Source organism: Pseudokineococcus lusitanus (assembly GCF_003751265.1).
Lineage (GTDB): Bacteria > Actinomycetota > Actinomycetes > Actinomycetales > Quadrisphaeraceae > Pseudokineococcus > Pseudokineococcus lusitanus.
The window spans coordinates 181,756-195,379 of record NZ_RJKN01000007.1 but is presented as its reverse complement, the minus strand read 5'-3'; the positions used below and the strand labels follow the sequence as shown (position 1 = coordinate 195,379).

General features: G+C 76.0%; 14 protein-coding genes. 6 read left to right on the top strand and 8 right to left on the bottom strand.

The features are described 5' to 3' along the window. The first annotated feature begins 136 nt into the window (after positions 1-136). Positions 137-859, top strand: a complete 723-nt coding sequence (locus EDC03_RS14055) for a DUF2848 domain-containing protein (RefSeq protein ID WP_123380866.1) — start codon at positions 137-139, stop codon at positions 857-859. Between the two features lie 123 nt (positions 860-982). Here EDC03_RS14055 and purQ read toward each other — a convergent pair whose 3' ends face one another. Genes purQ through EDC03_RS14035 form a run of 4 tightly spaced genes read right to left on the bottom strand, consistent with a single transcriptional unit; the run spans position 983 to position 3,351 of the window. Then, positions 983-1,693, bottom strand: a complete 711-nt coding sequence (gene purQ, locus EDC03_RS14050) for a phosphoribosylformylglycinamidine synthase subunit PurQ (RefSeq protein ID WP_123380865.1) — start codon at positions 1,691-1,693, stop codon at positions 983-985. Beyond that, complete coding sequence (gene purS, locus EDC03_RS14045; protein ID WP_123380864.1) at positions 1,693-1,980, bottom strand: phosphoribosylformylglycinamidine synthase subunit PurS; 288 nt, start codon at positions 1,978-1,980, stop codon at positions 1,693-1,695. Before purS ends, purQ begins: the two co-directional genes overlap by 1 nt. A 58-nt stretch (positions 1,981-2,038) precedes the next feature. Then, a complete protein-coding gene (locus EDC03_RS14040) occupies positions 2,039-2,683 on the bottom strand; it encodes a DUF305 domain-containing protein (protein ID WP_199720269.1) in 645 nt (214 codons plus the stop codon). A 29-nt stretch (positions 2,684-2,712) separates the two neighbouring features. Beyond that, a complete protein-coding gene (locus tag EDC03_RS14035; RefSeq protein WP_241967199.1) occupies positions 2,713-3,351 on the bottom strand; it encodes a DUF3105 domain-containing protein in 639 nt (212 codons plus the stop codon). A gap of 111 nt (positions 3,352-3,462) precedes the next feature. Between EDC03_RS14035 and EDC03_RS14030 the strand changes: the two genes are divergently transcribed. Together EDC03_RS14030 and EDC03_RS14025 are read left to right on the top strand one after the other, a co-directional pair. Then, positions 3,463-4,116, top strand: coding sequence for an MBL fold metallo-hydrolase (locus EDC03_RS14030; RefSeq protein ID WP_123380862.1), 654 nt, complete (start codon positions 3,463-3,465; stop codon positions 4,114-4,116). After that, complete coding sequence (locus EDC03_RS14025) at positions 4,113-4,637, top strand: DUF1990 domain-containing protein (protein ID WP_123380861.1); 525 nt, start codon at positions 4,113-4,115, stop codon at positions 4,635-4,637. The genes EDC03_RS14030 and EDC03_RS14025 overlap by 4 nt, the downstream gene beginning before the upstream one ends. Positions 4,638-4,906: 269 nt before the next feature. On the opposite strand, the gene EDC03_RS14020 is transcribed toward EDC03_RS14025, so the two are convergent. From EDC03_RS14020 to purD, 4 genes are all read right to left on the bottom strand, one after another. Continuing rightward, entirely contained in the window at positions 4,907-6,352 is a 1,446-nt protein-coding gene (locus tag EDC03_RS14020; protein ID WP_123380936.1) for a dihydrolipoyl dehydrogenase family protein, read from the bottom strand. A 232-nt stretch (positions 6,353-6,584) separates the two neighbouring features. Further along, complete coding sequence (locus EDC03_RS14015) at positions 6,585-7,631, bottom strand: DUF3500 domain-containing protein (protein WP_123380860.1); 1,047 nt, start codon at positions 7,629-7,631, stop codon at positions 6,585-6,587. A gap of 55 nt (positions 7,632-7,686) precedes the next feature. Further along, positions 7,687-8,652, bottom strand: a complete 966-nt coding sequence (locus EDC03_RS14010) for a phosphoribosylaminoimidazolesuccinocarboxamide synthase (protein WP_123380859.1) — start codon at positions 8,650-8,652, stop codon at positions 7,687-7,689. Next, positions 8,649-9,935, bottom strand: coding sequence for a phosphoribosylamine--glycine ligase (purD, locus tag EDC03_RS14005; protein ID WP_123380858.1), 1,287 nt, complete (start codon positions 9,933-9,935; stop codon positions 8,649-8,651). Before purD ends, EDC03_RS14010 begins: the two co-directional genes overlap by 4 nt. A gap of 305 nt (positions 9,936-10,240) precedes the next feature. Here purD and EDC03_RS14000 point away from each other — a divergent pair, with 305 nt between their 5' ends. The 3 genes from EDC03_RS14000 to EDC03_RS13990 all read left to right on the top strand — a co-directional run bounded on the left by EDC03_RS14000 (position 10,241) and on the right by EDC03_RS13990 (position 13,606). Further along, positions 10,241-11,608, top strand: coding sequence for an ABC transporter substrate-binding protein (locus EDC03_RS14000; RefSeq protein WP_123380857.1), 1,368 nt, complete (start codon positions 10,241-10,243; stop codon positions 11,606-11,608). 130 nt (positions 11,609-11,738) lie between these two features. After that, positions 11,739-12,698 carry a carbohydrate ABC transporter permease gene (locus tag EDC03_RS13995; RefSeq protein WP_123380856.1) on the top strand — a complete coding sequence of 320 codons (960 nt, stop codon included), beginning with the start codon at positions 11,739-11,741 and terminating at the stop codon, positions 12,696-12,698. Then, complete coding sequence (locus EDC03_RS13990; protein ID WP_123380855.1) at positions 12,698-13,606, top strand: carbohydrate ABC transporter permease; 909 nt, start codon at positions 12,698-12,700, stop codon at positions 13,604-13,606. Before EDC03_RS13995 ends, EDC03_RS13990 begins: the two co-directional genes overlap by 1 nt. Positions 13,607-13,624: the final 18 nt, after the last annotated feature.

Below are 13,624 nucleotides of genomic sequence, written 5' to 3'. Positions count from 1 at the left end.
TGTATACGAGCGGCATGCTGGCACTGCCGGCGCCCGGGCGGAAGGCCCGTCGCCGAAGTCCGTCACCTCCGACCGACCGCGCGGCCGCCTCCCCGCAGGCGTCCCGGGCGGTCGCCCACCTCCCGGGAGACCCCTCATGACCGCCGAGACCGCCCCCGCCCCGCGGCCCCTGCGCCCGCGCCTGACCTTCGCGCTGCCCGACGGCAGCACCCGCGAGGTCGAGGTCGCCCGGCTGCTCAACGCCGGCTACGCGGGCCGCGAGCAGGACGAGGTCCGCGCCCACATCGCCGAGCTAGCCGAGCTCGGCGTGCCGGCGCCGACGACGACGCCCGCCCTCTACCCGGTGGCGCCCTACCTCGCGGCGCAGACCGACGTCGTCCCCGTGCAGCACGCGCGCACGTCGGGCGAGGCCGAGTGGGCGCTCGTCGTCACCGAGGACGACGTGCTGCTCACCGTGGCCTGCGACCACACCGACCGGGCGCTCGAGGTGCACGGCGTCGCGTGGAGCAAGAACGCGAGCCCCGACGTGCTCGGCACCGCCGCCTGGCGGCTCGCGGACGTCCGCGACCACCTCGACGACATCGCCCTGCGCGGCTGGGTCACGGGCACCGACGGGGTCCGCACGCTCGTCCAGGACTCGACCCTCGGCGACCTGCTGACGCCCGACCACTGGCTCGGCGTCCTGCGCGAGCGGGGCCTGGACCTGCCGGGCACGGTGCTCGCCTCCGGCACGGTGGCGATGGTGCCCGGCGTCGACCAGTTCGCGCCGCGGTGGGACGTCGAGCTCCACGACCCGGTGACCGACCTGCGCATCACCGCGGGCTACGACGTCGAGGTCATGCCCGAGCCCGTCGGCTGACGCGCCGCCCCCGCGGCGCCCGGACCCGGGTCTTCGTGCCCTTTCACCCCTCCAGGAAGGCCAGGGAGCGGTGAAAGGGCACGAAGACCCCCCGGGGGGGCCGGTGAGCGTGGGGCCGAGAGGTCAGGCGGAGGTGAGCTGCCCGATCGCCGAGGCGAAGAAGCGCAGGCCGTCGGTGCCGCCCGTGCCGGAGCGGGGGTCGGGGCCGTAGCCGGCCTCGACCGCGTGCTCGGGGTGGGGCATGAGTCCGACGACGTTGCCGGCCGCGTTGGTGACGCCGGCGATGTCGCGGGCGCTGCCGTTGGGGTTCCGGCCGCCCTCCGGGACGACGTAGCGCAGGACCACGCGGCCCTCGGCCTCGAGCTCGTCGAGCGTGCGCTCGTCGGCGAGGTAGCCGCCCTCGCCGTTCTTCAGCGGGACGACGACCTCCTCGCCCCGGCCGTACGCCGAGGTCCAGGCCGTGCCGGTGTTCTCCACGCGCAGCCGCTGGTCGGTGCAGACGAAGGTGCGGTGGTCGTTGCGCACCAGCGCGCCGGGCAGCAGGTGCGCCTCGCAGAGCACCTGGAAGCCGTTGCAGATGCCGAGCACCGGCAGGCCCTCGTGGGCGGCCTCGACGAGCGGCCCCATGACGGGCGCGAAGCGGGCGATCGCGCCGCAGCGCAGGTAGTCGCCGTAGGAGAAGCCGCCGGGCAGGACGACGGCGTCCACGCCGTGCAGGTCGGCGTCGCCGTGCCAGAGCCGGACGGGCTCGCCGCCGGCGAGGCGGACGGCACGGGCGGCGTCGCCGTCGTCCAGCGAGCCGGGGAAGGTGACGACGCCGACGCGGCGGGCCATCAGGCGGTCCCGCCGGCGACGCCGGTCGTGGCGGCGTCGGCCTCGACGGGCGCCACGCGGACGACGTCCTCGATGACCGGGTTGGACAGCAGCACCTCGGCGGCGCGGGCGGCGTCGGCGAGGACCTCCGCCGTCACCTCGCCCTCGACCTCGAGCTCGAAGCGCTTGCCCTGGCGGACCCCCGTGAAGCGACCCAGCCCCAGCCGGGGCAGCGCCGTGGCGACGGCCTTGCCCTGGGGGTCCAGGATCTCGGGCTTCGGCATGACCTCGACGACGACGCGACCCATGCCGCAGACGGTACCGGCGGGCGGACGCCTCACCGGCCGTGCGCCCGCGGGCCGGACGTCAGAGGTCGTCGAGCGGCCCGCCGCGCTCGGCGAGGAGGTCGTCGAGGACGAGGAGCTCGGACTGCTGGCCCGTGGCCATGGCCGTCGCCAGCCGCTGCACCACCGGCAGCTCGGAGCCCTCGGCGCCCGCCTCGGCCATCTCGACGCCGGCGACGTGGTGGGTCGCCATGAGCTGCAGGTAGATCCGCTCGGCCTCGACCCCGTCGGCGGCCTCGAGGCGGGCCATCTGCTCCGCCGTCGCCATGCCGGGCATCTCGGCCACCGAGCCGAGGCCCCCCTCGGGCAGGTCCATGCCGTGGCCGGCGTGCCCGCCGGGGACCTCGTCCATCCACGCCATGACCGGCTCGGTGCGGCCCTGGCCGACGCCCCAGGTCTCGAGCCAGGCGAACATCTGGCCGGCCTGCTGCTGCTGGGTGAGGGCGATGTCGAGGGCGAGCTGGCGCACGTCGGGGTCGTCGGTGCGGTCGCGCACGAGGGTCGACATCTCGACGGCCTGGCGGTGGTGCGCCTGCATGTCGTGCGCGAACCCGACCTCGACCGAGTCCGCGGCGGGCGTCCCCGCCGCGGAGCCCCAGTGCGTCCCGAGGAGCACGCCGAGGACGAGCAGCAGCGCCGCCGACACGACCGTGCCGGCGGCGAGCACCCGGCGCAGCGCCGGCGTCAGGGGCGTCGTCAGGACAGGCCGCCCGTGCAGGCGGCGCCCGGCTCGGGCGTCTGCTCGCCCTGGACGAACTGGTGGAGGAACGGCGCGATGCGCTCGTCCGACGCGTCCTCGAGCGCGAGCTGAGAGCCCCACGCGCTCAACGTGATGGGCGTCTCCATGCCCTCGTACGGGCTGACGAGCGTGTAGTCGTACGGCTCGGCCGCGGCGAGCAGCTGGTCCACCTGCTCCGTCGGCAGCTCGGGGTCGTAGGTGATCCAGACCGCGCCGTGCTCGAGGGAGTGGACGGCGTTCTCGTTCGTCACCGGCTCGGGGTAGACGCCGCAGTTGAGCCACACGGCGTTGTGGTCGCCGCCGGCGGGGGGCGTCGTCGCGTACTCGACGGTGCCCTCGACGTGGTTGCGGCCGAGGTCCTCGTCCGGCAGCTCGACGACGCCGTCGATGGGCGCCTCCAGCGCGGCCTGCTCGGCGGCCGTCTCCTCGCGCGTCGTCACGAGGACGGTCGCGACCGCGGCGACGAGCACGACGACGACGCCGCCCGTCACGCCGATGATGAGGTTGCGCTGACGACGCTCCTTGCGCTGCTGCTGCTTGCGCAGGGCGGCGGCGCGGGCGGCGCGCTCCTCGCGGGGGTTGCTGGGCTGGGCCACGGGGCTCCTCGGGTCTGCACGCCGGACGCGCGTCCGGCCGGGCGGGCTCGTGCCCATCGTCTCACCGTCCGCCGGGTCGTCGGCGCGAGGGCCCGGTGCGACCCTGGCGCCATGCGCCTGACCCACCTCGGCCACTCCACCCTGCTCGTCGAGGCCGGGGGTGCCCGCGTGCTCGTCGACCCCGGTGCCTTCACCCCCGGGTGGGAGGAGCTGCGCGACCTCGACGCCGTCGTCGTCACGCACGCCCACCCCGACCACCTCGACCCCGCCGAGGGCCGCTTCGAGGCCCTCCGTTCGGCCAACCCCGGCGCGCGCGTCCTCGCCGAGCCGCAGACCGCGGGTGACGCCCGCTGGGGCGCCGAGGTCCTCGCGCCGGGCGACGTCACGTCCGTCGGCGCGCTGCCGCTGCGCGCCGTCGGCGGCGAGCACGCGCTCATCCACGAGGACGTGCCGCGCGTCGGCAACGTCGGCGTCCTGCTCGGCGGGGACGGCGAGCCGCTGCTCTTCCACCCCGGCGACGCCTACGCCGAGGCGCCCGAGGGCGTCGACGTCCTGGCCCTGCCGCTGACGGCCCCGTGGACGTCGCTGCGGGAGACCGTGTCCTTCGCCCGCCGTGTCGCGCCGCGGCTGCTCGTACCGGTGCACGACGCGATCGTCTCGGCGCCGGGCCGGGCGGTGTACCTGCGGCAGGTCGACGCGCTCGGGCCCGAGGGCACCGAGGTGCTCGACCTCGCGGGCACCGGCGCCCGCGAGGTCCCGGCGTGAGCACGGCGGCCGCCTCCGCCCGCCGCCACGTCGGCGCGGCCCACGCCGAGCGCGGGGACCGCTGGCCGGGCTGGGGGCCCGGGTACGCGACGACCGACGTCAGCCGGGTCGTGGGCCGGGGCGGCCGGGCCTTCGCGCGCGCCCGCGCCGGGCTCCTCGGCTGGGACGTGCAGCGGCTCGCGGGCGTGCACGTCGACGTGGCGACCCCGCCCGTCGCCGACGGCGTGGAGGTCACCCAGACCGCCGGGCCTGGTGGCCTGCTCGTGGCCCGCTGCCGGGTCCGCGACGTCGTCGACGAGCCCGGTCGGGCCGGCTTCACGTACGAGACGCTGCGGCCGCACCCCGAGGAGGGCTGGGAGAGCTTCGCCCTCGTGCTCGACGGCGAGGACGTCGCGTTCCGCGTCCGCTCGTGGTCGCGCCTCGTCTGGGCCCCGGCGCGCCTCGCCTCCCCCGCGGCCCGCGCCGCCCAGCGGCTCGCCGTCACCCGCTACCTGCGCGCGGCGCGGCAGCTGGCGCGCTGACCCTCGGCCGCGGGGAGCGACCTCACCGATGGACTTCGCTGCCGAAGTGGGCCGAGAGACGCCCCGCTGACCGACGTCGGCAGCGAAGTCGGTCACGAGACGCCCCTCGCGCCCACTTCGGCAGCGAAGTGGGCCACGAGGCGCCCCGCTGACCGACGTCGGCAGCGAAGTGGGCCAGGAGGCGCCCCGCTGGCCGATGTCGGCAGCGACGTGGGGTGGAAGGGCGCCGACCGCGCGAGGTCGACCAGGAGAGGGCCGCCCCGGCGGCGTCAGAGGCCGGCGGCCTCGAGGAGGCGCAGCCACACCTCGCTGATCGTCGGGTAGCTGGGGACCGCGTGCCAGAGCCGGTCCAGCGGCACCTCCCCGACGACGGCGACCGTCGCGGAGTGCAGCAGCTCGGCGACGTCCTGGCCCACGAAGGTGGCGCCGACGACGACGCCGCGGGCGTCGTCGAGGACGAGGCAGGCCCAGCCCGTGTACCCGTCCGCGTGCAGCGAGGACCCGGCAACGGCGATGTCGAGCGCGACGACGCGGACGTCGACGCCGGCCTCCCGCGCCTGCTCCTCCGTGAGCCCGACCGAGGCCACCTCCGGGTCGGTGAAGACGACCTGCGGGACCGCCTGCCGCAGCGCCGTCGTCGCGTACGGCGACCACGGCGCCTGCTCGCCCTGCGCCTCCCCGCGAGCCCGGGCGGCGACGACGTCGCCGACGGCGCGGGCCGCGTACTTGCCCATGTGCGTCAGGGGGGCCAGCCCCGTGACGTCGCCCGCCGCGTAGAGCCACGTGCCCTCGACGCCGCGGACACGGCCCGAGGCGTCGATGTCGAGCGCGGCGCCGGGCTCGAGCCCGACCGTCTCCAGCCCGAGGTCGGTGGTCCGCGGCCGACGGCCGGTCGCGACGAGGAGCTCGTCGGCGACGAGCTCGCGCCCGCTGCTCAGCGTGAGCCGGACCTCGCCGTCGTCGCGGGCGGCGGAGGCGGCGCGGTCGCCGACGACGACCTCGACGCCCTCCTCGCGCAGCGCGTCCGCGACGAGCTCGCCCGCGCGCGGCTCGAAGGCGCCGAGGACGGCGGACCCGCCGACGACGGTCACCTCGGCGCCGAGGCGCCGGAAGGCCGTCGCCATCTCGAGGCCGACGACGCCCGCCCCGAGGACGAGCAGCCGCCGCGGGACCTCGGTGGCCGACGTCGCCTCGCGGCTTCCCCAGTGCGGCACGTCGCCGAGGCCGTCGACCGGCGGCGTCGTCGGCTCGGAGCCGGACGCGACGACGACGGCGTGGCGGGCGACGAGCGTGGTGACCTGCCCGTCCTCGGCCGTCACGACGACGCGGCGCTCCCCGTCGAGGCGCGCGGTCCCGCGGACGAGGGAGAGGCCGGCGCCCTCCACCCACTCGACCTGGGAGGAGTCGTCGTACCCGCTCGTGAAGGAGGTGCGACGGTCGAGGACCGCCTGCACGTCGACCTCGCCGGTGACGGCCGCCGCCGCGCCGGGGAGCCGCCGCGCCGCCGCGAGCGCCGCCGTCGGGCGCAGCAGCGCCTTGCTCGGCATGCACGCCCAGTACGAGCACTCGCCCCCGACGAGCTCGTTCTCGACGACCACGACGTCCGCCAGCCCGCCCCGGTGGGCACGGTCCGCGACGTTCTCGCCCGTCGACCCGCCGCCGACCACGACGACGTCGACCTCGCGCTCGGTGCCCGTGCCGCTGCTCTCGCTCATGGTCGCGACGATGCCCCAGCCCCGGTCCCCCGGCACCCCGACGCCGCCGACCCCTCAGCGCGACGTGTGGCCACGTCGCCGTCCCTCGGTGCCGTCATCCCGCGACGTGTGGCCACGTGGTGGCGAGCACGCACCCGACGGGGAGCACGTGGCCACACGTCGCGATGGGGGGCGGGCGCGCGCAGCGTCATGGCCACACGTCGCGGTGGTGGTGGGCGGCCGGCGAGGTCGGTCAGCGGTGGCGGTGGTGGTCCTCGTCGCGGTGGGCGTCGCGCAGGTGGTCACGGAGGGCGTCGCCGCCGAAGTCGTCGCGCAGGTGCCGCCAGACGGTGTGGACGTGGTCGGCGCCGTGCTGGGTGTTGTCGAGCTCGACGAGCATGCTCGGCGCGCGGACGCCGTAGTAGTGGCCCTCGCCCCGCTCGAGCGAGCCGAGCCACGTCATCTCCACGCCGCCGAGGCCGTCGGCGACGAGGTCCTCCCAGCACGCCGCGGCGGACGCGGCCGGGGCGCGCCGCAGGTAGTGCCGCAGCAGCGCCTCGAGCGACGCCTGCGCCGCCGGCGGCATGTCGCGGTGCGCCAGCCCCGCGGGGATGACGGAGGGGTCGGCCACGGGGTCGGTGCCCGTGAGGACGTCGGCGGGGGCGACGTCGTCCGGGCGGGCGACGGCGAGCCGGTCCGGGTCCAGGGCCGCGAGGACGTCGCGGGCCAGGTCCTCCTCGGGCGCGAGCAGCCGCCAGCCCGCCCGCGACCCGTGCGGGACGACCGCCGGCTGGGCGCCGACGAAGTGCGGCGTCACGGTGACCCGCTCGTCGGCGACGGCGACGTGCACGGACAGGTGGTGGCCGCTGACCCGCCAGCCCCAGGGCCCGTCGCCCGGCGTGCCCTCGAGGCGGAGGGAGTAGGGGTCCGGGTCGTCGCGGCCCTCCAGCGAGGCGGGCTCGAGCGGCCCGCCGGCCGCCGCGGCCGCGAGGTGCTGGCGGACCCGCTCCAGCTCGACGGCGCCGCGCAGGAGCCCGCTGCCGCCCTCGCGGTCGTCGCCCGTGCTCGCCAGCAGCGCCTCCGCCGCCGCGAGCGCCCCGCCCGCGAGGTCGCCGAGCACGAGGCCCGGGTGACGCCCGTCGACGAAGGTCCACGAGCGGCGGTCCGGGCCGGCCCGCTCGGCCAGCCGCCGCCGTCCGTCGTCGTCCAGCGCGGCGAGGAGGGCGCGGGCGGCGGCGGTGGTGGCCCGGGCGGTGGCGGGGTCGCGGACGGGCCGGGGCCCGGACGGGGTGGCGGTCACGAGGTCACCCTGCGGCGGGGCCGCCGGCGCGGCGACCCGGCGCCGCCGGAGCGCCTCAGCCCCAGCGCCGCCCGGTGATGCGCTCGTACGCCTCGACGTAGCGGCCGCGCGTGGCGGCGACGACGTCGTCCGGCAGCGGCGGCGGGGGCGCGTCCGCGCCGCGGTCCCAGCCCGAGGCGTCCGACAGGAGCCAGTCGCGGACGAACTGCTTGTCGAAGCTGGGCTGGGCGCGGCCCGGCTCCCACGACGCGGCGTCCCAGAACCTGGACGAGTCCGGCGTCAGCACCTCGTCGGCGAGGACGAGCGCGTCCGCCGCCGCCGGGTCCGCGAGGTCGGTGCCCGGCGGCAGGCCCAGCTCGATCTTGGTGTCCGCCAGCAGGACCCCGCGCTCGCGGGCCACGCGCTCCCCCAGCGCGTACAGCTCCAGGGTGATCTCGCGGGCCCGCCCGGCGAGCGCCCCGCCGAGCTCGTCCGCCACGACGGCGAACGGGACGTTCTCGTCGTGCCCCACCTCGGCCTTCGTCGCGGGGGTGAAGACGGGCGCCTCCAGGCGCGAGCCGTCCACGAGCCCCGGCGGCAGCTCGACGCCGCACACGGCGCCGGTGGCGCGGTAGTCGAGCAGGCCCGAGCCGGTGAGGTAGCCCCGGGCCACGCACTCGACCGGCAGCATCTCGAGCCGCCGGCAGCGGACCGCCCGGCCGGCCACCGCGGCGGGCACCCCGGCGGAGGCGTCGTCCGGGCCGACGTCGGCGGAGAGCACGTGGTCGGGCACCCTGAGGCCCTCGTCGGCGAGCCGCTCGAACCACCAGAGGCTCAGGGCGGTGAGGACGGCGCCCTTGTCCGGCACGGGCGAGGGGAGCACGTGGTCGAACGCCGAGACCCGGTCGCTGGCGACGACGAGCAGGTCACCGGTCCCCGGTGCGGCCGAGGCGGGCTCGTAGAGGTCGCGCACCTTGCCGGAGCGCACGTGCCGCCAGCCCGGCAGCTCCACGGGCGCCTCGGCGGCGTCGGCGGCGCTCACGCCCCCTCCCCCGCGACCGCGGCGGCGATGTCCGTGCGGGCCTGCCCGCCCTCCAGCGAGACGGCGGCGAGCGCGGCGTAGGCGGTCTCGCGGGCCTCGTGCGCGTCCGGCCCGACGCCGACGAGCGAGAGCACCCGGCCCCCGGCCGTCACGAGCTCCCCGTCCTCGCGGGCCGCCGTGCCGGCGTGCAGCACCGCGGCGCCCGGGACGGCGGAGGCCTCGGCGAGGCCGCCGACGACGTCGCCCCGCCGGGGGGCGTCCGGGTAGCCGGCGGCCGCGAGGACGACGACGACGGCGCTGCCCGGGGACCACACGAGCGGGTCGAGCTCGGCGAGCCGTCCGCGCGCGGCCGCCCGCAGCACCCCGCCGAGGGGCGTGCGCAGCCGCGGCAGCACGACCTGCGTCTCCGGGTCGCCGAAGCGGACGTTGAACTCGACGACGCGCACGCCGCGCGAGGTGAGGGCGAGCCCGCAGTAGAGGACGCCGGCGAAAGGGGTGCCGCGGCGGGCCATCTCGGCGACGACCGGCCGCGCGACCCGCCCGAGCACCTCGTCGACGAGACCCTCCGGCGCCCACGGCAGCGGCGAGTAGGCACCCATCCCCCCCGTGTTGGGACCGTCGTCCCCGTCGCGCAGGCGCTTGAAGTCTTGCGCCGGGACGAGCGGGACGACGTCGGTGCCGTCGCAGAGGACGAAGAGGGAGACCTCGGGGCCGTCGAGGAAGTCCTCCACGACGACGGCGCGGGCCCCCGCGGCGCCGGCGGCGTCGCCCTCGAGGCAGGCGCGCGCGTGGGCGAGCGCCGCGTCGCGGTCGTCGGTGACGACGACGCCCTTGCCGGCGGCCAGGCCGTCGTCCTTGACGACGTGGGGGGCGCCGAAGGCGTCGAGGGCCGCCGCCACCTGGTCGAGGTCGGTGCACACGTGCGCCATGGCCGTCGGGACGCCGGCGGCCGCCATGACCTCCTTGGCGAAGGCCTTGCTGCCCTCGAGCCGCGCCGCCGCCGCCGAGGGGCCGAAGCAGTCCACGCCCGCCGCGCGCACGGCGTCCGCCACCCCCGCGACGAGCGGTGCCTCCGGGCCCACCACGACGAGGTCGACGTCCCGGGCCGTGGCGAGCGCCGCCACGGCGGCCCCGTCCAGCGGGTCGACCGCGAGGACCTCGGCGACGTCGGTCATGCCCGGGCCACCGGGGGCCACGAGCACCTCCTCGACGTCGTCGTCGGCCCCGAGGGCGACGGCGAGGGCGTGCTCACGAGCACCGGACCCGACCACGAGGACGCGCACGGCCCGCAGCGTAGGGCCGGGCCCGGCGGCTCCTCCCGGACGTCCGTCGGCCGCGCTCAGATGAGCGCTGGTTGGTCACAATCGAGAGAAGTCCTTGACAGCGGCGCCCGCCGCCCGTTGTCATCTGCTCGGGCGCCGACGCCCGACACCGCCTCGGCCCGGACGACGTGCAGCGCACGGCCACCGGGCCCCGACGAGACCGACGAGCACCCCGGCCACCGCCCCGCCCCCGCGCGGCACCCCGGCCGGGCACAGCCCCCAGCGACGCCCGCGGCCCGCCGCGGCCCCCGGAAGGACTTCCCTGCATGAGCGCACGACGACGTGCTCCGATCGCCCTCGCCACCCTCACGACGGTCGCCCTCGCCACGTCGGCGTGCGGCGGCGCCGGTGGTGGCGCCGGCGGCGGTGGCGGCGGCCAGGACGGCGACGCCCAGAGCATCTCCGTGATCATGGTGAACAACCCCCAGATGGAGGACCTGCAGGAGCTCACGGCGGACAACTTCACCGCCGAGACCGGCATCACGGTCAACTTCGTCGTCCAGCCGGAGAACGAGGTCCGCGCCCAGATCGCGCAGGACTTCGCCGCGCAGGCGGGCCAGTACGACGTCGCCACGATCAGCAACTACGAGGTGCCGTTCTTCTCGACGAACGAGTGGCTCGCACCGCTCACCGAGTACGCCGAGGGCGACACGGAGTTCAACCAGGCGGACATCCTCCAGCCCATCGCCGACGGCCTCACCGTCGACGGCGAGATCTACGCCGAGCCCTTCTACGGCGAGTCCTCCTTCCTCATGTACCGCACCGACCTCTTCGACCAGGCCGGCCTCACCATGCCGGAGAACCCCACCTGGCAGGAGGTCGCGGCCCTCGCCGAGCAGATCGACGACCCGAGCGGCACCCGCGGCATCTGCCTGCGCGGCCTCCCGGGCTGGGGCCAGGTCTTCGCCCCGCTGACGACCGTCGTCAACACCTTCGGCGGCACGTGGTTCGACGAGGACTGGACCCCGCAGGTCAACTCGCCCGAGTTCGTCGAGGCGACGCAGTTCTACGTCGACCTGGTCCAGCAGCACGGCGAGACGGGTGCGGCCCAGGCGGGCTTCACCGAGTGCCTCAACGCCATGACCCAGGGCGGCACGGCCATGTGGTACGACGCGACGTCGGCCGCCGGCTCCCTCGAGGCCGAGGGCTCGCCCGTCGCCGGCAACATCGGCTACGCGCCGGCGCCGGTCGTCGAGACCGACTCCTCCGGCTGGCTGTACAGCTGGGCGTGGGGCGTCCAGGCCGCGTCCGAGAAGAAGGACGCCGCGTGGGAGTTCGTCTCCTGGGCCTCCAGCCAGGAGTACGAGGAGCTCGTCGGCGAGGAGCTCGGCTGGTCCCGCGTGCCGGCCGGCAAGCGCAGCTCGACCTACGAGAACGACCAGTACCTCGAGGTCGCGGGCGCCTTCGCCGAGGCCACCGAGGCGGCCATCTCCTCGGCCGACCCGAACAACCCGGGCGTGCAGCCGCGCCCGGCCCCCGGCATCCAGTTCGTCGCCATCCCCGAGTTCGCCGACCTCGCCACCGGCATCTCCGAGGGCATCAGCTCGAACATCGCCGGGCAGGGCACCGTCCAGGAGACGCTCGACGCCGGCCAGACCGACGCCGAGGCCGTCGCGGAGAACTACCAGGAGTGACGCACCGGGCCGGCCCCGCCACCGCGGCGGGGCCGGCCCCTGCACGTCGGCCCGCCGCCGCGCCCCGCCCCCGACGGGGCGCGGTGGCAGGCCCGCCCCCCGAGCACCACCCGCCACGGCAGGAGAGCCCATGAGCGTCGACGAGACCACCGCGCGGCAGCGGACCGTGCTGCAGTCCCCCGCGCCCCAGCAGCAGCGCACCGCCTCGCGCAGGGCCGGGTGGGTGCGCCGCGCACCGCTCATGCCCGCGCTCGTCTTCGTCGTGGTCATGACGCAGCTGCCGTTCCTGGCGACCATCGTCATCTCGTTCATGGACTGGCAGGCGCTGCGCCCGAACGAGCGCGGCTTCGCCGGCCTCGGCAACTACGCCCAGGTCTTCACCGACGCGGGCCTGCGCTCGTCGGTCATCACGACGATCGTGCTGACCGTCGTCGTCGTGGCCGTCAGCCTGGTGCTCGGGCTGCTCATCGCCCTGCTGCTCGACCGCAAGTTCTTCGGCCGCGGCGCCGTCCGCACGTTGATGATCGCGCCCTTCCTCGTGGTGCCCGTCGCCGCGGCGCTGCTGTGGAAGCACGCGATCCTCAACCCCAGCTACGGCCTCATCAACGGCACGCTCACGTGGGTGTGGGGCCTGTTCGGCGCCCGCCCGCCGCAGATCGCGTGGCTGACGGAGTTCCCGCTGCTGTCGATCGAGCTGGCGCTCATCTGGCAGTGGACGCCGTTCATGATGCTGATCCTCCTGGCCGGCCTGCAGAGCCGACCGGCCGACGCCTTCGAGGCGGCCAAGATGGACGGAGCGAGCCCGCTGCAGGCGTTCCGCTACATCACGCTGCCGCACCTGCGCCGCTACATCGAGCTGGGCGCCACCCTCGGCGCCATCTACATCGTCCAGAACTTCGACGCCGTCTTCACGATGACCTCGGGCGCGCTCGGCACGGCCAACCTGCCGTACACGATCTACCAGACCTTCTTCGTCCGGCAGGACTACGGCCTCGCCGCCGCCCAGGGCGTCATCGTCGTCATCGGCACGATCATCGTGGCGACCTTCGCGCTGCGCTCCGTCTCGTCGCTGCTCAAGGAGGACAGCTGATGGCTGCCCACGTCCCCAGCCCCTCCGCCTCCCGGGCGGCCGTCGACGCGTCGGAGCCCCGGCCCGCGCAGCAGACCTACCGCAAGCACTCCCCCCTGAGCCGGCCCAACCCGCTGTGGGGCGTGGCCGCCTGGGCGGTCGGGCTGGTCTTCGCCATCCCGGTCCTGTGGATGCTGCTCACCTCGTTCCACAGCGAGGTCGACGCCGCCACGAACCCGCCGTCGCTCCTCGCCCCGCTGACGCTCGACGGGTACAAGAGCTTCTTCGGCAACGCGAACGCGTTTCCGTCGCTCATCAACTCCGCGACGGCGTCGGTCGTCTCGACGCTCCTGGTCCTCGCCCTGGCGATCCCCGCGGCGTACGCGCTGTCGATCCGCCCGGTGAAGAAGTGGTCGGACGTCCTCTTCTTCCTGCTCTCGACGCGCTTCCTGCCGATCGTCGCGGCGCTGCTGCCGCTGTACCTCTTCGCCGTGCGCACCGGCTCGCTCGACCAGATCGGGCTGCTCATCGCCCTCTACACGACGATGAACCTGCCCATCGCGATCTGGATGATGCGCTCGTTCCTCGCCGAGGTGCCGGTCGAGATGCTCGAGGCGGCCCAGCTCGACGGCGCCGGGCTCATCCGGACGCTGCGCAGCGTCGTCGCCCCCGTCGCGATGCCCGGCATCGCGGCCACCGCCCTCATCTGCTTCATCTTCAGCTGGCAGGAGCTCCTCCTGGCCCGGACGCTGACCGGCGTCGTCGCCGGCACCGCGCCCGTCTTCCTCACGAGCTTCGTCACGAGCCAGGGCCTCTTCCTCGCCCAGGTCTGCGCCGCCGCCGTCGTCGTCAGCCTCCCCGTCCTCGCCGCCGGCTTCGCGGCGCAGGACAAGCTCGTCCAGGGGCTGTCGCTCGGCGCCGTCAAGTGAGGCCCGCCCCCTCCCGGA

Coding starts and splice junctions, on each gene's coding strand:
- purS (WP_123380864.1), bottom strand. CDS start 1,980: ATGGGTCGCGTCGTCGTCGAGGTCATGCCGAAGCCCGAGATCCTGGAC.
- EDC03_RS13990 (WP_123380855.1), top strand. CDS start 12,698: ATGGCTGCCCACGTCCCCAGCCCCTCCGCCTCCCGGGCGGCCGTCGAC.
- purQ (WP_123380865.1), bottom strand. CDS start 1,693: ATGGCCCGCCGCGTCGGCGTCGTCACCTTCCCCGGCTCGCTGGACGAC.
- EDC03_RS14000 (WP_123380857.1), top strand. CDS start 10,241: ATGAGCGCACGACGACGTGCTCCGATCGCCCTCGCCACCCTCACGACG.
- EDC03_RS13995 (WP_123380856.1), top strand. CDS start 11,739: ATGAGCGTCGACGAGACCACCGCGCGGCAGCGGACCGTGCTGCAGTCC.
- EDC03_RS14020 (WP_123380936.1), bottom strand. CDS start 6,352: ATGAGCGAGAGCAGCGGCACGGGCACCGAGCGCGAGGTCGACGTCGTC.
- EDC03_RS14030 (WP_123380862.1), top strand. CDS start 3,463: ATGCGCCTGACCCACCTCGGCCACTCCACCCTGCTCGTCGAGGCCGGG.
- EDC03_RS14055 (WP_123380866.1), top strand. CDS start 137: ATGACCGCCGAGACCGCCCCCGCCCCGCGGCCCCTGCGCCCGCGCCTG.